This is a genomic window from Streptococcus sp. 544 (genome assembly GCF_013277385.1).
Lineage (GTDB): Bacteria > Bacillota > Bacilli > Lactobacillales > Streptococcaceae > Streptococcus > Streptococcus mitis_BA.
Genome location: NZ_VMMU01000002.1, coordinates 105,589 through 129,984, shown reverse-complemented (window position 1 = coordinate 129,984; position 24,396 = coordinate 105,589). Strand labels below are relative to the sequence as shown.

20 protein-coding genes and 1 pseudogene are annotated in these 24,396 nt (G+C 40.4%); 7 read left to right on the top strand and 14 right to left on the bottom strand.

The features are described 5' to 3' along the window. A pseudogene (locus HT728_RS01650) lies at positions 1-1,061 on the top strand (hypothetical protein); the annotation flags it as partial. 241 nt (positions 1,062-1,302) lie between these two features. Here the strand turns inward: HT728_RS01650 and HT728_RS01645 are convergent. The 5 genes from HT728_RS01645 to HT728_RS01625 are packed head-to-tail and all read right to left on the bottom strand — an operon-like array spanning position 1,303 to position 5,492. Beyond that, entirely contained in the window at positions 1,303-1,992 is a 690-nt protein-coding gene (locus tag HT728_RS01645; protein ID WP_173233421.1) for a sugar phosphate nucleotidyltransferase, read from the bottom strand. 11 nt (positions 1,993-2,003) lie between these two features. After that, positions 2,004-2,882 carry a DMT family transporter gene (locus tag HT728_RS01640; RefSeq protein WP_000791828.1) on the bottom strand — a complete coding sequence of 293 codons (879 nt, stop codon included), beginning with the start codon at positions 2,880-2,882 and terminating at the stop codon, positions 2,004-2,006. After that, a complete protein-coding gene (locus HT728_RS01635; protein ID WP_173233419.1) occupies positions 2,872-3,741 on the bottom strand; it encodes a phosphotransferase in 870 nt (289 codons plus the stop codon). Before HT728_RS01635 ends, HT728_RS01640 begins: the two co-directional genes overlap by 11 nt. 16 nt (positions 3,742-3,757) lie before the next feature. After that, the gene (locus HT728_RS01630) at positions 3,758-4,780 is read right to left on the bottom strand and encodes a ribitol-5-phosphate dehydrogenase (RefSeq protein ID WP_140209064.1); all 1,023 of its coding nucleotides are present in this window, start codon (positions 4,778-4,780) and stop codon (positions 3,758-3,760) included. Positions 4,781-4,784: 4 nt separating this feature from the next. Next, a complete protein-coding gene (locus HT728_RS01625; protein ID WP_050243224.1) occupies positions 4,785-5,492 on the bottom strand; it encodes a 2-C-methyl-D-erythritol 4-phosphate cytidylyltransferase in 708 nt (235 codons plus the stop codon). A gap of 440 nt (positions 5,493-5,932) precedes the next feature. Here HT728_RS01625 and tacF point away from each other — a divergent pair, with 440 nt between their 5' ends. From tacF to HT728_RS01610, 3 genes are read left to right on the top strand one after another with little or no spacing between them, the layout of a single operon-like run. Beyond that, entirely contained in the window at positions 5,933-7,420 is a 1,488-nt protein-coding gene (gene tacF / locus HT728_RS01620) for a type IV teichoic acid flippase TacF (RefSeq protein WP_173233417.1), read from the top strand. 9 nt (positions 7,421-7,429) lie between these two features. Further along, complete coding sequence (locus HT728_RS01615; RefSeq protein ID WP_173233415.1) at positions 7,430-8,233, top strand: phosphorylcholine transferase LicD; 804 nt, start codon at positions 7,430-7,432, stop codon at positions 8,231-8,233. Between the two features lies 1 nt (position 8,234). Continuing rightward, on the top strand, positions 8,235-9,044 hold the full coding sequence (locus HT728_RS01610) for a phosphorylcholine transferase LicD (protein ID WP_173229056.1): 810 nt from the start codon (positions 8,235-8,237) through the stop codon (positions 9,042-9,044). A gap of 276 nt (positions 9,045-9,320) precedes the next feature. Here HT728_RS01610 and carB read toward each other — a convergent pair whose 3' ends face one another. From carB to HT728_RS01580, 6 genes are all read right to left on the bottom strand, one after another. Then, positions 9,321-12,497 (bottom strand): carbamoyl-phosphate synthase large subunit, encoded by a 3,177-nt coding sequence (carB, locus tag HT728_RS01605; RefSeq protein ID WP_173233413.1) that lies wholly within the window; start codon positions 12,495-12,497, stop codon positions 9,321-9,323. Positions 12,498-12,944: 447 nt separating this feature from the next. After that, positions 12,945-14,024, bottom strand: coding sequence for a carbamoyl phosphate synthase small subunit (locus HT728_RS01600; RefSeq protein ID WP_000166853.1), 1,080 nt, complete (start codon positions 14,022-14,024; stop codon positions 12,945-12,947). A gap of 49 nt (positions 14,025-14,073) precedes the next feature. Continuing rightward, entirely contained in the window at positions 14,074-14,997 is a 924-nt protein-coding gene (locus HT728_RS01595; RefSeq protein ID WP_173233411.1) for an aspartate carbamoyltransferase catalytic subunit, read from the bottom strand. Positions 14,998-15,015: 18 nt separating this feature from the next. After that, entirely contained in the window at positions 15,016-15,537 is a 522-nt protein-coding gene (gene pyrR, locus HT728_RS01590; protein ID WP_173233409.1) for a bifunctional pyr operon transcriptional regulator/uracil phosphoribosyltransferase PyrR, read from the bottom strand. Positions 15,538-15,747: 210 nt separating this feature from the next. After that, positions 15,748-16,377, bottom strand: a complete 630-nt coding sequence (gene nth / locus HT728_RS01585; RefSeq protein WP_173233407.1) for an endonuclease III — start codon at positions 16,375-16,377, stop codon at positions 15,748-15,750. Further along, entirely contained in the window at positions 16,377-16,919 is a 543-nt protein-coding gene (locus tag HT728_RS01580) for a DUF177 domain-containing protein (RefSeq protein ID WP_088791026.1), read from the bottom strand. Before HT728_RS01580 ends, nth begins: the two co-directional genes overlap by 1 nt. A gap of 449 nt (positions 16,920-17,368) precedes the next feature. On the opposite strand from HT728_RS01580, the gene HT728_RS01575 reads away from it, so the two are divergent. After that, positions 17,369-18,928: an ATP-binding cassette domain-containing protein gene (locus HT728_RS01575; protein ID WP_173233405.1), complete on the top strand. Its 1,560-nt coding sequence runs from the start codon at positions 17,369-17,371 to the stop codon at positions 18,926-18,928. 44 nt (positions 18,929-18,972) lie between these two features. On the opposite strand, the gene htpX is transcribed toward HT728_RS01575, so the two are convergent. Then, a complete protein-coding gene (gene htpX / locus HT728_RS01570; protein ID WP_050261483.1) occupies positions 18,973-19,872 on the bottom strand; it encodes a zinc metalloprotease HtpX in 900 nt (299 codons plus the stop codon). A gap of 1 nt (position 19,873) precedes the next feature. Continuing rightward, positions 19,874-20,434, bottom strand: a complete 561-nt coding sequence (locus tag HT728_RS01565) for a LemA family protein (protein WP_000219846.1) — start codon at positions 20,432-20,434, stop codon at positions 19,874-19,876. Between the two features lie 93 nt (positions 20,435-20,527). On the opposite strand from HT728_RS01565, the gene rsmG reads away from it, so the two are divergent. Beyond that, positions 20,528-21,241: a 16S rRNA (guanine(527)-N(7))-methyltransferase RsmG gene (gene rsmG / locus HT728_RS01560; protein WP_173233403.1), complete on the top strand. Its 714-nt coding sequence runs from the start codon at positions 20,528-20,530 to the stop codon at positions 21,239-21,241. A gap of 204 nt (positions 21,242-21,445) precedes the next feature. Continuing rightward, positions 21,446-22,729 (top strand): solute carrier family 23 protein, encoded by a 1,284-nt coding sequence (locus HT728_RS01555; RefSeq protein WP_050089512.1) that lies wholly within the window; start codon positions 21,446-21,448, stop codon positions 22,727-22,729. A 95-nt stretch (positions 22,730-22,824) separates the two neighbouring features. Here HT728_RS01555 and ffh read toward each other — a convergent pair whose 3' ends face one another. Then, positions 22,825-24,396 carry a signal recognition particle protein gene (ffh, locus tag HT728_RS01550; protein ID WP_173233401.1) on the bottom strand — a complete coding sequence of 524 codons (1,572 nt, stop codon included), beginning with the start codon at positions 24,394-24,396 and terminating at the stop codon, positions 22,825-22,827.

Genomic DNA, 24,396 nt, shown 5'->3' with positions numbered 1-24,396 from the left:
TATCGGACAAAATCCATCATCTCCTCCAAGAACTGAAGACCAGCACTGAAAATCCAGAACAGGTTCAAAAACTCAAGGAAGCCTATGATAAATTCAACGAAGCATTGGGACAATCAGAAAATGGGCTTGTCAATCAGGAGGTCTTTAATGCTGCACTTGAGGAGTATAAAAAGGCTGCTCATCTAAAGAAAGATGCAGAGGAAACTGGAGGAACCAGGAATCGTAGAAGTGTTTCCGGGCTTGTTTATGGGTTTGCTACAGGAAGTACCGGGAAGGAAAAAAGATCTAGGGATGATTCAGGAAGAGAAAGAGACACTCGTAATTTATATAACGGTCAAAACTTAAACGAGATACCTTTAAAATATATTGCTACTGTAGAAACTGGAACTATTAGAAATATTTCTTTATCAGGGTTCCCAACGGTGGGTAAGGACGGTAAAACTTGGGCTACAATCAAAACAAGAATTGATAGTAATGGAAAACGAGCTGTTTTAACTATTACCGGTCAGTCTCCTAAAAATCTCTATGGGCTATACAATACAACCTTAACAGTAACTGAAGGAAGCGGTCACGTGTCTAGTAAGATTCAAGAGGTTCTGTATCAACTACCAAAACCAGAATTTGATGAATCTCCACTAAATCCAGGAAAGACTGCTCAACAAGATGTAGAGGGAAAAGCAGGAGAAAAACCTATAGTTAAGGGGAAAATTCCTACTCCACCAAATGGATTCTCTAGTTCTAATATTCCGCAAGGCTCTCAATTGAAAATGTATTTGGTTCAAGGTGGACATAATGAAAATTTTGGTGGAATTGAAACCTCAGCAGAAGGTTATGACATCGTTGCATGGGGGCTAGTAGGAGTAGATGGAACATCAGTATTATATCCGACTCAGTATAAAAAGCAATCCATAGGCGATAAACCGCTACGTCTTATCGTGGCTTATGTTCAACAAGGAACAGATCGAGTACTAAATAAGGACTTAGTTTCGCCTCTGTCTAGGGATTCCATTACACCGACATATCCGCTGGATAGGGATGGGGCTAAATCAACAAATAAATGAGCCGGAAGCTAGATAACACTCAATTGTAACCGTCCAATAACGAAGTATATTGAAAAATCTCCAAACTAGAGAACTCACTGATGGTTCCTAATCTGGAGATTTCTTATTTGCACTTTTCTTGTATAGTAGATTGAAATAGGAGACGAACACACTAATTTGACTTCCCCAATTGATTCACCTAATTCCTATTTCATTTTGATGTAACTATTTTTATCGAGACTATAACTCACATACAAAATTTTTAATTTTCGTTTTTAAGAATTTCTTCTAATTTATGATAATCTTGGACACTATCGATCTCATAGATGCTGTTGCCTTCTAATTCTTCAACATAGACATCCAGTTCTTTGATATTATCCTTAACCATATTATCCCAATAGAGATCAACAAATTCTCCACTTTCATAAGCCTTGTCAATAAAGCTGACAATTTTTTCTGCAGTTGGAGCATCCCAGAAGGATACACCACTAAGGATGCGGCCTGCCTTGCTATCAACAGTAATGTCTTGAACCTTATAGTCATCTCCATAGACCAAGAACCATTCGTTGGTACAATCTTCACGATAAACACTAAAATAAGTCGAACGTGTCAGATCATTGCGGAACATATTTTTAAAGAGATAGTTATCTGCATCAATAACATAACTGTTGGCCAATTCTTCTTTTACAAGATAGAGAGAGTAAAAGTTGTTGTAGTCAGCGTATTTATCATTGAAAACGAGGCGAACACCGTATTTTTCTTTTAAGTAATCGAATTGTTCTTTAAGGTAACCAACGATGATGATGATGTCATGGATTCCTTTTTCTTTGAGAAACTCAATCTGGTATTCAATCAAAGGTTTTTGATTAACCTGAACCAAGGCTTTAGGGGTATTTTCAGTCATAGGACGCAAGCGAGTTCCCAATCCCGCTGCTAAAATGATGGCTTTCACACGAATCTCCTTTATTCTTTAATAATAATATAAACTCCGGCAATGACGACAAGTGACGTAATAATTGTCAGCATATCTAGCGGTGCACCCAAGAAAACAACTGCAAACAAGACAGTCCAAACTACATAACTCACGTTCAAGCCTGTAGCCTTGGCTGGTTGCAAGCGATTGATAGCGATATAATAAGCCAAGTAGGAAATCATATCAAAGGCTGCAAAGACAATCATAAGACCTAGCAATTGTCCATTGGCCACTTCTGCAAATGACTGATGAGAGAAGAGCACAATCACAAGATAGGACAAGAATGAAGTTACTTGACGGATTAAGAGGGCTTCGATTTCACTCAATTCACTTTCCATAGCAAAGGAGCTAAGAACACTCTCGCTTCCCCATGCAATAGCACAAACCAAAGCACAGAGAATACCAATGTAGAAGGAATTGACCTGTTCAACCTTATAGGTTTGAGCAATAATCCCTGCAATAATCAAGACAATCCCAAACACAGTATTTTTTGAAATCTTGTGCTTTAAAAAGAAGAAAGCCAATAAAACTGAAATCGCAGGGTAAATAGCCGATACAGATGAAGCTAAGGAACTTCCGATATACTTAACTGCGTAAAGATTGGCCTGCATACCGATAGGGCCTGCTAGCAAGGCTCCGATGATAACACTAACATTGCGAATATTTAAGAAAATTGAGAGACGAACTTTTCCTTCTTTTACCAAGAGAAAAGCTAGTAAGATAAAGATACTCAAGAAATCGTGAGCAGCGGCCACCACAAAGGGCGACAAATCTGTAAAAATCGAAAAGATATAAGCACTAATCGTTAGACCTAAACCCCAGAAAATACCTGAGAGTAGACCAAAAGAAACTCCATTTTTATTTTTCATCTAAACCTCCATAATATGACAAACCTTTAACAGCTCTTTGGTAACGACTCACACCATAGTCACCAAAATCTGCACCTTGCTCTTCCTTATAGACAGTCCATAGACTCCAAATAGCATCTTGTAAAATTTTATAAATGGCAATCTTTTCACGAGAGACAGGTGTTTGCTCACTCTCATAGTGAGATAAGAAGGCTTCTTCCTCTTGACGAGTGAATTCAGACTCTAAAAAGAGGGCAGCCAAATCCCACATTGGATCGTTCATTGATGAATATTCCCAGTCAATCAGATAAAGTCGTCCTTGAGGTGATTCGATAAAGTTTTCAGGCACCAAATCGATATGACAAGATTTTCTGTCAACACCTAAGTCAGCCAGTCTTTTCTCTAAGGAGAAGACTTCTTCTCGAACAGTTTCATAGTTGGCATAAGGGATTTTCTCTTCAATCAAGGATTCGTATTTTTTGATTTCTTCAAAAGGAGCAAATTCTCCTCTTAATTCCTTGCCAGAAGCATGAATGGTTTGTAATATTGGAGCAATTTTATCAAATTTGGTCTTGATTGACCTTGAATCAAGCGTAATCGCAGATTCGATATACTCATTTACTTTGATACCAGCTTCAATATCAAAAAGATAATTTTTTACATCTAAGTCTAAATCCTTTAGTAGTTCAAGATTGTACTTTTCATCTTTACGATTAATAAGCTTTTCTGTCCCTTTACCAAAGAACTTAACAATGTATTGCTTATTTGTTGTTTTGACCAAATAGTTTTGATTGGTCATTCCCCCCAGTTGTTCAACACTGAGGACTTCCTCTTCTTGACTAAGTAAGGAAGAAATTTTCTCTTTAATGATTTTCTCCACAATTAACCTCCAGCACTTATACTTCCCACTTAAACACGGTTTTAAAGGCTGTGTTTAAATCGGTCGCAAAGACACGGTGAATATCTTTAATTTCTCTTACAGGTTCTTCTAGATAAAGGATATTTTTAAGACGATTGGCAAATTTCTTGACTTCCATCATTTGGATGGCATTTTCAAAATCAATGCGACCAGAACGAGAGGAACCAACCAAGAGCAAGCCTTTTTCTAAGGCATCGCGAGTATTGAGATTGACTTTATATTCGCTAACTCCCATCATGAGAATCGTTCCCTGAGGACGAATGTAGCGAATCAGGTCATTTATAGCCGGTCCAGTACCATCACCACCACAACACTCAAAAGCATGGTCAAAGGCCAAATCTTCAGGAATATTATCAGTAATATAGCATTCTTTGGCAAAAGAGAAAAGTTCCAATTTTTCCCAATGACGACCAATAACCACAATCTCTGCTTCTGGCAAAGTATAATTGATAATATTGGCAACCACAAATGCTAGACTTCCATCTCCGATAACGGCGATTCGGTCCCGCTTGCTATGAGCAAGGGTCAATAAGCGATTCATGGCATGCATGCCAACACTGACAAACTCTGTAATGGCTGCAACCGTATCTTCAATAGCATCATAAGCCACCACACGATCTTTAGGAAGAGAAACAAACTCTCTCATAAAGCCATCAAATCCACTAGACAAGAAATGAGTCCCTGTCATGTAGTTCTCATAGAATTCTTCATCACTCTGCATAGGAGGATGATTGGGAATCATGACAACTTTTTGCCCAACCTCGTAGGTTCCTGTCGGGTCAGAAATAACGGTTCCACATGACTCGTGAATCATTGCCATTGGAAGTTTTTTATTCAAAATCTTTGGATCACGTTTTCCTTGGTAGTAACGCTGATCCGCATGACAGACCGCCATATAATTAGGGCGGATGAGGATATGATTCTCTTGGTCAATAGCCTCTTCCTGATATTTGACATTGATAAACTTAGGCTTAGTTAGTTGATAAATTTGATTAATCATTTTACTAGTCTTTCTCAATCATACTTTTTGCAATCTTCAAATCTGTTACGGTTGTAATCTTCAGATTTGAGTATTCACCCTTGGCCAAGGCTACATCTTTTCCTTTAATGACAAAGATTTTACATGCATCTGTCAAGATTTCTTTCTCTTCAGCAGAAAGAGAGCCATAAAGGTCCATGAAGTCCTTGCAACGGAATGTTTGAGGTGTTTGTCCTTGATAAAGGTGAGCACGATTTGGAATATCTGTAATGAATTGACCATTGGTACTTTCAACGATAGTATCAACCGCTTCTACCACTGTGTCCACTGCGTCATGATTGTGGGCAAGTTGGATATTGTCCTGAATCATGCGAAGCGTAATGAATGGACGAACAGAATCGTGGGTAACAACGATGTCCTCTGGAGTAAGCGGACGATAAGCATCGATAGCTTCAATGATTTTTTCAATACTTGTATTGCGGTCAGCACCACCCTTTGTAATGATGATACGTTCCTTATGAAGAGGCAGATATTTATCTACAAGATCTTCTGCATGAGAAACCCAGTCTCCATGAACCCCAACCACAATTTTTTCAATACTTGGTTCCAAGACAAATTTTTCAATTGTATGAATCAAAATAGGTCGATCACCTAGCTCTAAAAATTGTTTTGGCAAGTTACTGATTCCCATGCGTGTGCCAGTTCCACCAGCAAGAATTCCTGCATAAATCATCTATTTTCTCCTTTGTCTTACTAAAAAAACTTATTCTCTCTATTATACCACAATCTAGTCCTATCATGAAAGAAATACCGGCCCTCCCGTTCTAGAATAGAAGGATTAAGGAGTTCTATTATTCAAAGAAACTAGTCCATTTCTAGTAATGACTAGGAATTCTGTAGTCATTACCAATAAATGGCTGTGAAATTTTAGAGTTCTTCAGAATAATATACTTTCCTTAAAGAAAACTTAAAATTAAGATTTGAAACTTCAAAGTGATTACTTGACTTATACTCAATGAAAATCAAAAAGCAAACTAGGAAGCTAGCCGTAAGCTGTACTTGAGTACGGTAAGGCGACGCTGACGTGGTTTGAATTTGATTTTCGAAGAGTATTACTGCCCTTCATTTCTTATTAGCTGACTTTATGATATAATGAAAAACGAGGTAAATTGAATGAAAAGTATAAAATTAAATGCTCTATCTTACATGGGAATTCGTGTCTTAAATATTATTTTTCCCATCCTAACTGGAACCTATGTCGCGCGTGTCTTGGACCGAACTGGCTATGGTTACTTCAACTCTGTCGACACTATTTTGTCATTTTTCTTGCCCTTTGCGACTTATGGGGTCTATAACTACGGTTTACGGGCCATCAGTAATGTCAAGGATAACAAAAAAGATCTGAATAGAACCTTCTCCAGTCTTTTTTATTTGTGCATTGCTTGTACGATTTTGACTACCGCTGTCTATATCCTTGCCTATCCTCTCTTCTTTACAGATAATCCAATCGTCAAAAAAGTCTACCTTGTTATGGGGATTCAACTCATTGCCCAGATTTTTTCAATCGAATGGGTCAATGAAGCTCTAGAAAATTACAGTTTTCTCTTTTACAAAACTGCCTTCATCCGTATCCTGATGCTGGTCTCTATTTTCCTGTTTGTCAAAAATGAACACGATATTGTTGTTTATACACTTGTGATGAGTTTATCGACACTAATTAACTATCTGATTAGTTATTTTTGGATTAAAAGAGACATTAAGCTTGTTAAGATTCACCTAAGTGATTTTAAACCGCTCTTTCTCCCTCTGACAGCCATGTTGGTCTTTGCCAATGCCAATATGCTCTTCACATTTTTGGACCGTCTCTTCCTCGTTAAAACAGGGATTGATGTCAACGTTAGTTACTACACCATAGCTCAACGAATTGTGACCGTTATTGCTGGTGTTGTAACAGGAGCTATCGGAGTGAGTGTCCCTCGTCTCAGTTACTATCTAGGAAAAGGCGATAAGGAAGCTTATGTCGCACTTGTTAACAGAGGCAGTCGAATCTTTAACTTCTTTATCATCCCACTCAGTTTTGGGCTCATGGTCTTAGGACCAAATGCCATCCTACTTTACGGTAGTGAAAAATATATCGGAGGCGGTATCTTAACCTCTCTCTTCGCTTTTCGTACGATTATCCTGGCACTAGATACCATTCTTGGTTCACAAATTCTCTTTACAAATGGCTATGAAAAACGTATCACAGTCTATACAGTCTTTGCTGGGCTACTCAATTTGGGCTTAAATAGTCTCCTCTTTTTCAACCATATCGTGGCTCCTGAATACTACTTACTGACAACTATGCTATCAGAGGCCTCTCTACTTGTTTTCTATATCATTTTCATCCATAGAAAACAGCTCATCCACTTGGGACATATCTTTAGCTATACTATTCGATACTCTCTCTTTTCACTTTCCTTTGTAGGAATTTATTTCCTGATCAATTTCGTGTATCCTGTGGATATGGTCATTAATTTGCCATTTTTGATTAATACTGGTTTGATTGTCTTGCTATCTGCTATCTCTTATATTAGTCTACTTTTCTTCACAAAAGATAGCATTTTCTATGAATTTTTAAACCATGTCCTAGCCTTAAAAAATAAATTCAAAAAATCATAGGAGTTTAAAATGAAACAACTAACCATTGAAGATGCCAAACAAATTGAATTAGAAATTTTGGATTATATTGATACTCTATGTAAAAAGCACAATATCAACTATATTATTAACTACGGTACTCTGATTGGGGCAGTTCGACATCAAGGCTTTATTCCTTGGGACGACGATATTGATTTATCCATGCCTCGAGAAGACTACCAACGATTTATTAACATCTTTCAAAAGGAAAAAAGTAAATACAAACTTTTATCCTTAGAAACTGATAAAAACTACTTTAATAACTTTATCAAAATAACCGACAGTACAACTAAAATAATCGATACTCGAAATACAAAAACCTATGAGTCAGGTGTTTTTATCGATATTTTCCCTATGGATCGCTTTGATGACCCTAAGGTCATTGATATTTGTTATAAGCTGGAAAGCTTCAAACTTCTGTCTTTCAGTAAACATAAAAATATTGTCTATAAGGATAGCCTTTTAAAAGATTGGATACGAACAGCCTTTTGGTTGCTCCTTCGACCGGTTTCTCCTCGTTATTTCGCACATAAAATCGAGAAAGAAATTCAAAAATATAGCCGTGAGAATGGGCAGTATATGGCTTTTATTCCTTCTAAATTTAAGGAAAAGGAAGTCTTCCCAAGTGGTACTTTTGATAAAACAATCGATTTGCCCTTTGAGAATTTAAGCCTTCCCGCACCTGAAAAATATGATACTATTTTGACACAATTTTATGGAGATTATATGACCCTACCACCAGAAGAAAAACGCTTTTACAGTCATGAATTTCACGCTTACAAATTGGAGGATTAGGATGCAGTATTTAGAAAAAGAAGAAATTAAAGAAATTCAACTAGCCCTGCTAGACTATATTGATGAGACTTGTAAGAAACATGATATTCCTTATTTTCTAAGTTATGGAACCATGCTTGGAGCTATCCGCCACAAAGGTATGATTCCTTGGGATGATGATATTGATATTTCTCTCTATCGTGAAGATTATGAGCGCTTACTGAAGATTATTGAGGAAGAAGACCATCCACGTTATAAGGTTCTCTCCTACGACACTTCTTCTTGGTACTTCCATAATTTCGCATCGATTTTGGATACTTCTACTGTTATCGAAGACCATGTTAAGTACAAGCGTCATGACACCAGCCTTTTCATCGATGTCTTCCCAATTGATCGCTTTACAGACCTGAGCATTGTCGACAAGAGCTATAAGTATGTGGCCCTTCGTCAACTAGCTTATATCAAAAAATCACGCGCAGTTCACGGTGACAGCAAATTAAAAGATTTTCTAAGATTATGTAGCTGGTACGCCCTCCGAGTGGTCAATCCCCGTTACTTTTACAAGAAAATTGATCAGCTAATCAAAAATGCTGCAACCAGCACTCCTCAATATGAAGGAGGAGTTGGGATCGGTAAGGAAGGAATGAAAGAAGTCTTCCCAGTTGATACCTTTAAAGAACTCATCTTAACTGAGTTTGAAGGTCGTATGTTACCAGTTCCAAAAAAATATGACCAATTTTTAACTCAGATGTATGGGGATTATATGACACCACCATCAAAGGAAATGCAAGAGTGGTATAGTCACAGTATTAAAGCTTATCGCAAAAGCTGATTGAGGGCGACCATACAAACTACTAAGATAGAGGTTATTCAAAAACATAATTTTAGTAGAAAATGAAGTAAATATTCCCACAATAAAACGCATAATATCAAGGTTTCAACACCTGATATTATGCGTTTTCCTTATCTTCTTAAAGACTTTTTGTCCAACTTATTTTCCTATTTGTACTCTTCGAAAATCTCTTCAAACCGTGTCAGTTTAACCTTGCCGTACTCAAGTACAGCCTGCGGCTAGCTTCCTAGTTTGCTCTTTGATTTTCATTGGGTATTAAATAGCTTCTGTGACAAAACTACGGCTTTCCAATACTTTGAGCATGGCGTTAGCTGTATCTAGGGCTGTGAAGAGTGGCACTCCGTGTTCAATCGCTGAACGGCGGATTTGCTCTCCATCTTCATCAGCAGTTCGTTTGGTTCCTACTGTGTTAATAATAGCTTGAATTCTTCCTTTACGAACAAAACTTGGAATATCCTTATCGTCATCACCAATCTTACCAACATGTTGGGCTTGCAAGCCATGACTAGCAAAGAAGGCTGCTGTCCCTTCTGTCGCAAGGATTCCATAGCCAATATTTTGGAAACGACGAGCCAAGTCCAAGGCCTCTTCTTTGGCATCATCAGCGATGGTAAATACAACGTTACCAAAAGTTGGCAAGTGGAGGTAAGAAGCTTCAAAGGCCTTATAGAGAGCTTTTTCCAAAGTCGTATCAGAACCCATAACTTCCCCTGTTGACTTCATTTCAGGACCAAGTAAGCTGTCTACCTTAGCTAGTTTCGTGAAGGAGAAGACAGGTGCCTTGATATGAACGCGGGTGCTTTCAGGGTAAAGTCCATCTTGGTAGTCAAGTTCTTCAAGTTTTTGACCAAGAATGAGCTTGGTTGCTACTTGAGCCATAGGGATATTGGTCACTTTAGAAAGAAATGGAACCGTACGGCTGGCACGTGGATTGACCTCAATAACGTAGACTTTTTCATCCTTGATAACAAACTGGATGTTCATCATTCCAAGGCAGTTAAGACCAATTGCTAGGCGTTTAGTGTAGTCTGCAATGGTTTCCTGAACCTTTTGCGACAAGGTTTGTGGAGGGTAAACGGCCATTGAGTCACCTGAGTGGACACCAGCACGTTCGATATGCTCCATGATACCAGGGATAAGGACATTTTCTCCGTCTGAGATGGCATCAACTTCGCACTCTTGCCCAACGATGTATGAGTCAACAAGAACTGGGTGGTCTGGACTAGCCTTAACAGCAGTTCGCATGTAAGAGCGAAGGTCTTCTTCGTTTTCAACGATTTCCATGGCACGTCCACCAAGTACATAAGATGGGCGGACAAGAACTGGGAAGCCAATCTTACGAGCCGCAAGAACTGCTTCTTCTTCATTGGTAGCCGTTTGTCCTGGTGGCTGTGGAATATCCAAATCTTTAAGAGCTTGCTCAAAGAGGTCACGGTCTTCAGCTCGGTCTAGGTCAGCGACTTGCGTTCCTAAAATAGTCACACCTGCTTTTGCCAATGGCTCCGCAAGGTTGATGGCTGTTTGACCACCGAACTGAACGATAACACCTTTTGGTTGCTCCAAATCGATAACATTCATGACATCTTCAAAAGTTAATGGCTCAAAGTAAAGCTTATCTGAAACAGAGAAGTCTGTAGAAACGGTCTCTGGGTTTGAGTTCATGATGATGGCTTCATAGCCAGCCGCCTGAATAGCCTTAACCGAGTGAACAGTTGCGTAGTCAAACTCAACCCCTTGACCGATACGGATTGGACCTGAACCTAGAACAAGGACGGATTCCTTATCAGACTTGATAGATTCATTTTCCCATCCATAGGTTGAATAGAAGTATGGTGTTTCAGAGTCAAATTCTGCCGCACAAGTATCGACCATCTTATAAACTGGAACAATCTTGTTTTCCAAACGAAGTTGGCGAACGTGATCAGCGGTCGTTTCCCATAGTTCAGCAATCTTACGGTCTGAGAAACCATTGAGTTTGGCTGTTTTCAAGACTTCTAGATCTTGTGGATGAGCGCCCAATTCTTGCTCAATTTCAAAGATATGTAGGAGTTTATCCAGATAAAAAATATCGATTTTTGTAAGCTCTGCAATTTCTTCTGGTGTGTAGCCACGACGAATGGCTTCTGATACGTAGAAGAGACGGTCATCCTGGGCTTTGACTACTTTTTCAATCAAGGCATCATCAGAAACTGCTGCAAGTTCAGGCATTTCATTGTGATGCACCCCAATTTCAAGGGAGCGGCAAGCCTTAAGAAGAGATTCCTCGATGTTTCGACCGATTGCCATAACTTCTCCAGTTGCCTTCATCTGGGTACCAAGACGGCGCTCACCTTTTTCAAACTTGTCAAATGGGAAACGTGGAATCTTGGCAACGACATAGTCGAGAGCTGGTTCAAACATGGCATAGGTTGAACCTGTGACTGGGTTGATCACCTCATCCAAGGTCAAGCCAACTGCAATCTTGGCAGCCAATTTTGCAATCGGATAACCTGTTGCTTTTGAAGCAAGGGCTGACGAACGAGACACACGAGGGTTTACTTCGATGACATAGTACTTGAAGCTGTGTGGATCAAGGGCTAGCTGAACGTTACATCCACCTTCAATCTTGAGGGCACGAATGATGCTCAAGCTCGCGTCACGTAGCATTTGGTTTTCATAGTCTGACATGGTTTGCGCAGGGGCAAATACAATGGAATCCCCTGTGTGAATCCCAACTGGGTCAAAGTTTTCCATGTTACAAACAACCAAAGCATTGTCAGCTGAGTCACGCATCACTTCGTATTCGATTTCCTTGAAACCTGCAATCGAACGCTCAATCAAACATTGAGTGACAGGTGACAATTTCAAACCATTTTCAGCGATTTCACGCAATTCTTCCTCGTTGGCACACATACCACCACCAGTACCACCAAGGGTAAAGGCTGGACGAACGATAACTGGGTAACCAATTGTCGCTGCAAAGGCAACTGCTTCGTCTACTGTGTTGACAATTTCAGATTCTGGGATTGGTTGGTTGAGCTCTTCCATCAATTGTTTAAAGAGATCACGGTCCTCGGCTTGGTCAATGGCAGATAATTTAGTACCCAGAAGTTCAACACCAAGCTCATCGAGGATACCATTTTTAGACAATTCCATGGCCATGTTGAGACCTGTCTGACCACCGAGTGTTGGTAGCAAGGCATCTGGATGTTCCTTACGAAGAATACGTGTCACAAACTCAAGTGTAATCGGTTCGATGTAAACCTTATCAGCAATTTCCTTGTCCGTCATGATAGTTGCAGGATTTGAGTTAACCAAAACAACCTCATAACCTTCCTCTTTCAAAGACAAGCAAGCCTGGGTCCCAGCGTAGTCAAACTCAGCAGCCTGACCAATAATAATCGGACCAGAACCAATCACCATAATTTTTTGAATATCAGTACGTTTAGGCATAGTTTATGATACAAAGCCCGTAAAGAACACAGTGAAAATAGGAAACTCGGTGCAGACGCCTTCAGCGTCGAGACGATGTTTAGCTTTTTCACACAGTTCTTAGGGCGTGTTCACTTCCGCGAACAATGTATCTTCTCCTTTCTATTCGTCGCCTCTCAGGGCGACATTAAATAAATTCTCCAACGATTTTTTAGCGAAACGATACTTTTCGGTAAAAAATCTAGTGCAGGGAGTTTTTAGTTCGCCTGATAGCGACTAAAAGAAACGACCTGCCTTTCTATTCGTCGCCTCACAGAGCGACATTAAATAAGATACAAAGGACGAATAGAAAGCGATTGAATTTTAGGAAACTAAGGAAGGATTGACAATCCAAGTTGGTTTCTCTAAATTCCGAGCTTTCCGTCCGTGTTCAGTTAAATAAATTCTCCGACGAGCTTTTACTCGTTCTTAGTTTGATTGTTTAAAAGCTTCCATCATCTCGATAAACTCATCAAATAGGTAGCTTGCGTCGTGTGGACCAGGGGCTGCATCTGGATGGTATTGAACAGAGAAAGCAGGTTGGTATCTGTGACGAACTCCTTCAACTGACTTGTCATTGATTTCTTCGTGGGTGATAATCAAATGCTCTGGCAAATCCTCACGGCTGACTGCATAACCATGGTTTTGACTTGTAAAATCCACACGTCCTGTAGCAATTTCACGTACCGCGTGGTTAAATCCACGGTGACCAAACTTCATCTTGTAAGTCTTAGCCCCGTTTGCCATAGCAAAGAGTTGGTGTCCCATACAAATACCAAAGATTGGAATTTTTCCTTGTACACCGCGAATCATATCCAGTGCCTGTGGAACATCTTCGGGGTTACCTGGACCATTTGACAACATAACTCCGTCAGGATTGAGATGGAGAATTTCTTCTGCCGTTGTCGAATAAGGAACAACCGTCACGTTACAATTACGCTTAGAAAGTTCACGTAAGATTGAGTGCTTGAGACCAAAGTCCACTAGCACCACGCTCAAACCAACTCCTGGAGCTGGATAGGATGTTTTAGTAGAAACCTGCTTGATATTGTCTGTCGGCAAAACTGTTGCTTGGAGCTGGTCCGTCACATGATCCATGCTGTCCCCAACATGAGTCAAAGTTGCACGCATGGTACCATGCTTACGGATAATCTTGGTAAGTGCACGCGTATCAATCCCGGAAATACCCGGAATTTTCTTGGCTTTCAAAAATTCATCTAGCGTCATTTGGTTGCGCCAGTTGCTTGCTCGACGCGCTTCTTCAAAAACAACGACTCCCTTACAAGTTGGAATAATGGATTCGTAATCATCACGGTTGATTCCATAATTTCCTACCAAAGGATAAGTAAAGGTCAAGATTTGTCCATTATAAGACTGGTCTGTAATGGATTCTTGGTAGCCGGTCATGCCTGTATTAAAGACGATTTCGCCTGTTACATCAATATCTGCTCCGAAGGCCTTGCCTTCAAAAACTGTGCCATCTTCTAATACTAGAAGTCTTTTTGTCATATTTTCACCTCTCGTGGACGCTCACTGGCGTCTTTTAACGTCTTGTGTTTTAGTTGGCGTTTCTACTCGCCAGTACGGATTCTAAGATTGCCATTCGAACAAAAACACCATTGGTCATTTGTTGGACAATCCGTGATTTTGGTGCTTCAACCAAGTGGTCTGCGATTTCTACATCACGATTGACTGGAGCTGGGTGCATAAGGATTGCTGTTTCTTTCAAGCGCTCGTAACGTTCTTGTGTTAAGCCATGTTGGGCATGGTAGTCTTCTTTGGAAAAGACTGCACCACTATCATGGCGTTCATGTTGCACACGGAGAAACATCATGACATCCACCTGATCAATGATTTCATCAATAGTTACAAACTGTCCATAGTCTGCAAACTCTTGACTTCTCCATTCCTCAGGTCCAGCAAAGTAAAGTTCAGCTCCCAAGCGTTTCAAAATCTGCATATTGGATTTAGCAACGCGTGAGTGGTCCAAGTCACCTGCAATAGCAACCTTAAGACCCTCAAAGTGACCAAATTCCTCATAAATAGTCATCAAATCAAGCAAGCTCTGGCTAGGGTGTTGGCCCGAACCATCTCCACCATTGATGATGGAAGTCGTAATCGTTGGACTTGCAATTAACTCTCTGTAGTAGTCAACCTCAGGGTGGCGAATCACACAGACATCCACTCCTAAAGCAGACAGAGTCAAAATGGTATCATAAAGTGTCTCACCCTTATTGACTGAACTAGTCTTCACATCAAAGTCAAGTCGTTCCAATCCCAATTTAATCTCTGCCACTTCAAAGGACTTATGCGTCCGTGTAGAATCCTCAAAGAAAAGATTGGAAACAATCGGGTGGTCTTCATAGGGAAGCTGAGCTCCGTTTTTAAACTCAATTCCTCGCTTGATCAATTTCATCACTTGATCGACAGTGAGGTCTTCCATGGACACCACATGGTTCAATGCTTGTTGATTTTCTGACATGGCTACTCCTTTAGCTTTCTAAGCTTCTTCAGTAATCAGAACTCTGTCTTGGCCATCAAGTTCTGTCATCTCTACGATGATTTCTTCAGAACGACTGGTTGGGATATTTTTTCCAACGTAATCTGGACGGATTGGCAATTCTCTATGTCCACGATCTACTAGAACTGCTAAACTCACGCGCGCAGGACGACCATGACCTACAATATTATCAATAGCAGCACGGATAGTGCGGCCTGTATAAAGCACATCGTCCACCAAGATAACTTCGCGGTCTGTCACATCGACAGAAACCAAAGAAGTATCTTCTCCACTTTTAACATCATCACGGAAAGGTTTGGTATCCAATTCCACAACAGGAACTGAAAGATTTTCTAGCTGCTCCAAACGTTCTTGGATTCGGTAGGCGATAAAGACACCGCGAGTTTTAATACCAGCCAAGACGATTTTATTCAAATCTTTGTTGCGTTCGATAATCTCATAAGTAATACGCGTAATCGCTCGTTTGACGGTCAATTCGTCTACAACTTCTTTTGCCTTCATGACAAACCTCCAAAAAGAAAAGTCTCCTTAAACAAGGAGACTTGAAATGTATAGCTAAGTAAGCCCTACTACAAACAGTATAGACTTCACCCTTCTACTTTATCACGCTCCTTGCCTGCCTCACGGGACAGGTTTAAAGGAATATTTAATTATCAATTACTATAGCACAAAGCGAGCCTAAAATCAAGCAAAAACTTTTGAAACCCCATCTTATAAATTGCTAAAATCATATAACTGTGGGTACTGGTCACACTCTGGATTTTTAGGATGGCAAATGGATCTTCCAAAATAAATCATGGCCTGATGAGCTGCTAACCACTGCTCAGGCGGCAAGATATCCATGACCCGCTTTTCCACCTCAAGTGGTGTCGCTGATTTTTTGACGATATCGTGGTGTTTGCAAATACGCTCTACATGAGTATCCACTGCAAAAGCTGGAATCCCAAATCCTACACTCATAACAACATTGGCTGTCTTGCGACCAACACCTGCCAAACTCTCTAATTCCTCACGTGTTTGAGGAACTTGGCCATAAAAATCGTCTAGTAACTGTTGGGCACATTTTTTAAGGAATTTAGCCTTATTCCGATACAGTCCCAGGCGAGAAATATGTGAAGCAATCTCACCCTCTGTCGCCACAGACATGGCTTGTGGCGTTGGAAAGGCAGCAAAGAGACCTGGTGTGGCCTTATTTACCGCTGCATCTGTTGTCTGAGCTGACAACATGACCGCAACTAGTAGTTCAAAATGATTGGTAAAATCAAGACTGGGCTTGGCATCTGGAAAAAGAGCAATAATTTCTTCTAGCACCTTTCGTGCGCGTTTTTTTGACAAGACCATTATTCGTCTCCATCAAATAGTCCTTGTAAGCCAGCAAAAGGACTGTTTTCTTCTTTCTTAACCGCTTGTTGGGCTTGGTATTCTTCTTCTGTCATGATTTGCCAGTCATTTCCTGACACAAAACCTTGACCAGCTTCTTCTTCAGCCGTCAAGACCTTGATAGGAATGTTTAGTAGGATATTGTCTGACACGCTCTCAGCAAGGTCAAGTTCTCCATTTTCGATAGGCAAGACCAAATCATCGTCTAAAACTTCTTGATCTAGCTGGTTAGTTGCGCCTTCCATGAAAACTTCTGTGACTGGATAAGATTCAGCCAACTCAACTGGCTCCATACTACGACTTGAAGCAAGGACAATGGTATAAGACAACTGATAATCTAAGAAATACATACGGTCTTCATATTGGACTTTCCCAACTGCAAGGATATCTTTTACATCTAAAATTTCTTGATTACGTGCACGTAGGTCAGCAACTAAATCTAACGCTTGTTCAAAATGCAAGCCTTCAGACTGCTTACGAATTTCTTGAATATTTAATTTCATACTTCCTCCATAAAGATTTACTCTCTTGATTATACCATGAAAAGGCTACAAATCAGCACAGCAAACTTTGTAATTAACATTCGAGTTTTTAACATGTTTACTATGTCATTTTTTTAGTTCTATACTATAGGCAAGAATACATCAGAGCAAGGAAGATACTCACATGGAAGACAAAGAACTCATTACTAATGCCTACCACACGGATTTTAGAGCATAGAATTTCCAGTTTTCTGTTGACAAAATTTCCTTAAAGGTATAGTATAAAGATACTAATACTCGGAGGTAAGGGAGACATGAACAACTAAGTCTATCAAATAAAGAACCTTTATTTAGTAGATCTTGTTTTTGTCTCTTTTTGTGTGCTCTTTTATGCTCTTTTTTCTGGCATTTTCATAGAGTTTTTTTGACATAGACTTTGGGCTCTACTAGGTAAAGTAGAGCTTTTTGTTATGCACTATGGACATTCTAGAAAGGGCAATCATATGATAAAAATCAATCACCTGACCATCACACAAAACAAAGATTTACGAGACCTTGTCTCTGATCTAAGCATGACCATCCAGGATGGGGAAAAGGTAGCTATTATTGGAGAGGAAGGAAATGGCAAATCAACCTTACTTAAAACTTTAATGGGGGAAGCTTTGCCTGATTTCACTATCAGGGGAGACATCCAGTCTGACCATCAATCACTAGCCTACATTCCTCAAAAACTCCCCGAGGAGCTGAAAAAGAAAACTTTACACGACTACTTCTTTTTAGATTCTATTGATTTAGACTACAGTATCCTCTATCGTTTGGCTGAGGAATTGCATTTTGATAGCAATCGTTTCGCAAGCGACCAAGAGATTGGCAGTCTATCAGGGGGTGAAGCTTTGAAAATTCAGCTCATCCATGAGTTAGCCAAACCCTTTGAGATTCTATTTTTAGATGAACCTTCAAATGACCTAGACCTTGAGACGGTTGATTGGCTAAAAAGTCAGATTCAAAAGATTCGGCAAACTGCTATTTTCATCTCCCATGATGAGGACTTTCTTTCTGAAACGGCAGACACTATTGTTCACTTGCGACTGGTCAAACACCGTAAAGAAGCAGAAACGTTAGTAGAGCATTTAGACTATGACCGCTATAGTGAGCAGAGAAAGGCTAATTTTGCCAGACAAAGTCAGCAAGCGGCTAACGATCAAAGAACCTACGATAAAACCATGGAAAAACATCGGCGAGTCAAGCAACATGTAGAGACTGCACTTCGAGCTACCAAAGACAGTACTGCCGGTCGCCTATTGGCTAAAAAGATGAAAAATGTTCTATCTCAAGAAAAACGCTTTGAAAAGCTAGCTCAGTCCATGACCCAAAAACCACTTGAAGAGGAAGAAATCAGACTTTTCTTCTCAGATATACAGCCATTACCGGCTTCTAAAGTCTTAATCCAACTGGAAAAAGAGAATTTGTCCATTGGCGAGCGAATTTTGGTGCAAGAACTACAACTAACTGTCCGTGGGCAAGAAAAAATCGGTATCATCGGGCCAAATGGTATGGGGAAATCAACTCTGTTAGCAAAGTTGCAACAAATGCTAAGTCAAAAAAGAGAGATTTCTCTTGGTTATATGCCACAAGATTACCATAAAAAACTACAATTGGATTTATCCCCTATAGCCTATCTCAGCAAAACTGGTGAAAAAGAGGAACTGCAGAAAATCCAATCTCACTTAGCCAGTCTCAATTTCAGTTATCCAGAAATGCAGCATCAAATTCGCTCCTTATCTGGCGGACAACAGGGTAAACTCCTGCTTTTGGATTTAGTCTTGCGCAAACCAAACTTTCTCCTTCTGGATGAACCCACACGAAACTTTTCTCCAACTTCTCAACCCCAAATCAGAAAACTCTTTGCAACCTATCCAGGCGGTCTCATCACTGTTTCGCATGACCGTCGTTTCTTAAAAGAGGTCTGTTCAAGCATCTATCGCTTAACAGAACACGGTTTGGAGCTAGTTAATTTAGAAGATTTATAAATTTGCAACATAGTAAAAATCCAGAGATGACCTCTGGATTCTTTTTACATATGTTTTAAACGTTCAATCCGTTCTGAAATAGGTGGGTGGGTATAAAAGAGTTTTTGGAACCCTCCCCCTTTCTTAGGATCATTGATATAAAGTGCACTGCTGGCATCATCGACAGGACGACTCATGGGTTTACTATTATCCAACTTACGTAGAGCATTGATCATCCCTTGAGGATTACGAGTCAACTCGACACTGGAAGCATCAGCTAGGAATTCCCTCTGACGAGAAATAGCTAGTTGCACCAAGGTTGCAGCGAGAGGAGCCAGTACAATAGCTAGTAGAGAAACCACGAGCATAATGATTTCTAAGCCATTTCCTTCTCGGTCATCGTCACTTCGTCTACGGCCTGCTCCACCCCACCACATCATACGACCTGCCATACTAGAAAGCAAGGTGATAGCACTAGCAAGGGCGACAGCAATAGTCGAAATACGTATATCGTAATTACGAATATGACTGACTTCATGTCCCATAACAGCTTCTAGTTCCTCACGATTCATGATAGCTAGGAGACCTGAAGTCGCAGCAACAGCAGCATTTTGAGGGTTAGAACCTGTCGCAAAGGCATTTAAGGCTGGATCATCAATGATGAAAACACGGGGCATAGGAATCTGAGCCACCATAGCCATATCTTCTACTACATGGTAGAGGTCTGGTGCCGTTTGTTCATCCACCTCACTCGCTCCATTCATGGACATGACAATCTCTGTCGATTGAAAAATCATGGACAAGGCATAGATAAAGCCGATAATCAGTGCGATAACCAAACCACCAAGCCCAGATCGCATAAAAAGGTAACCAACCGCATAGCCAACAAGAGCTAAGAGTAGGAAAAACACCAGCAACAAAATCCACGTTTTTCGTTTATTGCTTGCAATTTGATCAAACAACATCTTAGTCACCTAAACCGCTAAAATCAACCTTAGGAACTGCCTTTTCCTCTTCTGGAGTTTGAAGGAAATCTGCTGCTTTAAATCCAAACATTCCAGCGATAATATTGCTTGGGAAAGTTTCTAATTTTACATTGTAGTTGCTGACAACACTGTTGTAGAGTTGTCGAGAGTAAGAAATTTTATTTTCTGTGTTTGTCAACTCCTCTTGCAATTTAACAAAGTTTGCACTAGCTTTCAAATCTGGATAGCTTTCTGCAACTGCAAAAATACCTGAAACCTGACGAGTGAGGGCATCACTAGCTTTCATAGCTTCTGCTGGTGAAGTCGCTGCCGCCACTTGGTTACGAAGTTCTGCCACCTTTTCAAGGGTAGAACCTTCATATTTAGCATAACCTTTTACAGTTTCAATCAAGTTTGGCAAGAGGTCATTTCGACGTTTCAACTGAACATCAATCTGACTCCAAGCCTCCTTGGTTTGCATACGATTTTTAACCAAACCGTTATAGCTAACAATCACAAAAATAACAACAAGAGCCAAAACTCCAAGAATAATCCAAGTCATGATATAAGTCCTTTCTGCTTTTAGATTAGTACCAGTATATCAAATTTTTTATGATTGTGGTAAAATAAGATGATACTAAAGAAGGAAATAACTATGAAACCAGAAACATTTTACAACTTGCTTGCCGAGCAAAATCTTCCACTTTCGGACCAGCAAAAACATCAATTTGAACGTTATTTTGAACTCTTGGTCGAGTGGAATGAAAAGATTAATTTAACAGCCATTACGGACAAGGATGAAGTTTATCTCAAACATTTTTACGATTCGATTGCACCCATTCTTCAAGGTTTGATTCCTAATGAAACTATCAAACTTCTTGATATTGGAGCTGGGGCAGGATTTCCTAGTCTGCCGATGAAAATCCTCTATCCTCAGCTTGATGTGACCATCATTGATTCACTCAACAAACGCATTAACTTTCTCCAATTGTTGGCTCAAGAACTGGATTTAGACGGCGTTCATTTCTACCATGGGCGTGCAGAAGATTTTGCCCAAGACAAGAACTTCCGTGCTCAGTTTGATATGGTGACAGCTCGTGCGGTTGCCCGTATGCAGGTCTTGTCTGAATTGACTATTCCCTACCTTAAAGTTGGCGGGAAACTATTGGCACTCAAGGCCAGCAATGCGCCTGAGGAGTTGTTAGAAGCTAAGAATGCCCTCAACCTCCTTTTTAGTAAGGTCGAAGACAATCTCAGCTACGCTCTACCTAATGGAGATCCGCGCTACATCACAGTGGTAGAAAAGAAAAAGGAAACACCAAATAAATATCCACGTAAGGCTGGCATGCCCAATAAACGCCCACTTTAATCTTTTTAGTAAAAAAATATTTACAAAGTTTGTAATTTTTGCTATACTATCACAAGCAAAGGTTTTTAATGTCATCCCGTGAGGTGACGAAGACGCAGAAATATTTAAAACTCTTTAAAGTCTAGATTTTAGAGAAGTCTTACTCTGAGGGCCTATTGCTGTAAAATAATGGGCTCTTTTTTGATGCCCAAAAGTGAGGTTTATATGAAACAAGAATCAACTGTTGATTTGTTACTAGACGTTGACCAACGTCCTTCGGCTGGAAAAGGAATTCTCCTTAGCTTCCAACACGTTTTCGCTATGTTTGGTGCGACCATCTTGGTACCATTGATTTTGGGAATGCCTGTATCTGTTGCCCTTTTTGCTTCAGGTGTTGGGACACTCATCTACATGATTTCAACTGGTTTTAAAGTTCCAGTTTATCTAGGTTCTTCATTTGCCTTTATCACAGCTATGTCACTTGCTATGAAAGAAATGGGTGGCGATGTATCTGCTGCCCAAACAGGGGTTATCTTGACTGGTTTGGTATATGTCCTTGTTGCTACCAGCATCCGATTTGTAGGAACAAAATGGATTGATAAACTCTTGCCACCAATCATTATCGGTCCTATGATCATCGTTATCGGTCTTGGACTTGCAGGTTCAGCTGTTACCAATGCAGGTCTTGTAGCAGACGGAAATTGGAAAAATGCTCTTGTAGCCGTTGTTACGTTCTTGATTGCTGCCTTTATCAATACAAAAGGAAAAGGCTTCCTACGAATCATTCCTTTCCTCTTTGCCATTATCGGTGGTTACCTCTTCGCACTAACTCTTGGCTTGGTTGACTTTACGCCTGTCCTAGAAGCTAACTGGTTTGAAATTCCTGGTTTCTACTTGCCATTTAGCACAGGTGGTGCCTTTAAAGAATACAATCTTTACTTTGGTCCAGAAACCATCGCTATCTTGCCAATCGCTATCGTAACAATTTCTGAACATATCGGAGACCATACTGTTTTGGGTCAAATCTGTGGTCGTCAATTCTTGAAAGAACCAGGTCTTCACCGTACTCTTCTTGGTGACGGTATCGCAACTTCTGTTTCTGCCTTCCTTGGTGGACCAGCCAATACAACTTACGGAGAAAATACAGGGGTTATCGGTATGACTCGTATCGCTTCTGTCTCAGTTATCCGTAACGCTGCCTTCATCGCGATTGCCCTTAGCTTCCTTGGTAAATTCACTGCCTTGATTTCAACCATTCCAAATGCTGTACTTGGTGGTATGTCAATCCTTCTCTACGGAGTTATCGCCAGCAACGGTTTGAAAGTCTTGATCAAAGAACGTGTTGATTTCGCTCAAATGCGTAACCTAATCATCGCAAGTGCCATGTTAGTCCTTGGGCTTGGAGGAGCTATCCTTAAACTTGGTCCAGTTACCCTTTCAGGAACTGCCCTATCAGCTATGACAGGAATCATCTTGAACTTGATCTTACCATACGAAAATAAAGATTAAGAGTCTAAATACATCAAAAAACGAGCATTTCCAACTACTGAAGTGCTCATTTTTCTTCTTTCTAAAAAAGGAAAGCCCTGCGGCCTTCCCTTATCTTACTTGCGTTTCTTCTTTGCTTTCTTCATTTTATTCGCCATGCGTTTCATGGACTGTTTCATAGCAAATTCACCGATTTTACCTTTGAGTCCGCCACCAAACATTTGGCTCATATCTGGCATTCCTGCCCCTCCGAGAGCTGACAGGTCAGGCATACCGCCTTGTCCCATCATTCCTTCAAGGGCAGACATATCCATTCCTCCCATATTTGGCATATTTTTAGGAAGGTTATTTGGATTGATTCCCATTTGCTTCATCATTTTGTTCATATCCCCAGACATGACACCCTGCATGAGCTGTTTAGCCTGGTTAAAGTCCTTGATGAATTTATTGACTTCGACAAATGTATTTCCAGAACCAGCAGCGATACGACGGCGACGGCTTGGATTTAACAAATCTGGGTTTTCACGTTCTTCAGGTGTCATGGAAGACACAATGGCACGTTTACGAGCAATCTGACGCTCATCTACCTTCATGTTTTGAAGGGCTGGGTTGTTAGCCATACCTGGAATCATCTTGAGCAAGTCTTCCATTGGCCCCATGTTTTGCACCTGATCCAACTGATCAATGAAATCATTGAAATCAAAGGTGTTTTCACGCATCTTCTCAGCTATTTCAAGGGCTTTTTGCTCATCGTATTCCTGAGAAGCTTTCTCAATCAGAGTGAGCATATCCCCCATGCCAAGGATACGGCTAGACATGCGGTCTGGGTGGAAGGTTTCAATGTCCGTAATCTTTTCACCTGTACCAGTGAACTTGATTGGTTTTCCAGTAATGTGACGAACAGATAGAGCAGCACCACCACGAGTATCCCCATCAATCTTGGTAAGGATGACCCCAGTCACTTCCAACTGAGCGTTAAACTCACGCGCAACATTAGCCGCTTCTTGACCAATCATGGCATCAACGACGAGCAAAATTTCATTTGGTTGAGCCAATGCTTTCACGTCACGAAGCTCATTCATCAAAAGCTCATCAATCTGCAAACGACCTGCCGTATCAATCAAGACATAGTCGTTATGATTGGCTTGGGCTTGTTCCAAACCTTGACGTACAATCTCAACAGCTGGTACTTCTGTTCCAAGTGCGAAGACAGGCACATCAATCTGTTGACCCAGAGTTTTCAACTGGTCAATAGCCGCAGGACGATAAATATCCGCCGCAATCATTAAAGGACGAGCATTTTCTTCTTTCTTGAGTTTGTTGGCCAATTTACCAGCAAAGGTTGTTTTACCAGCCCCCTGCAAACCGACCATCATGATGATTGTAGGAATCTTAGGTGACTTGATAATTTCTGCCGTATCAGAACCTAAAACGGTTGTCAGTTCCTCATCAACGATTTTAATAATTTGTTGCGCAGGATTAAGGGTATCAATAACCTCATGTCCGACTGCACGCTCACGAACTTTCTTGATAAAGTCCTTTACAACAGGCAAGGCAACGTCGGCCTCAAGCAAGGCCAAGCGAATTTCTTTGGTTGCCTCTTGGACATCAGATTCAGAGATTTTTCCTTTTTTACGTAAATTTTTAAAGACGTTCTGTAAACGTTCTGTTAAACTTTCAAATGCCAT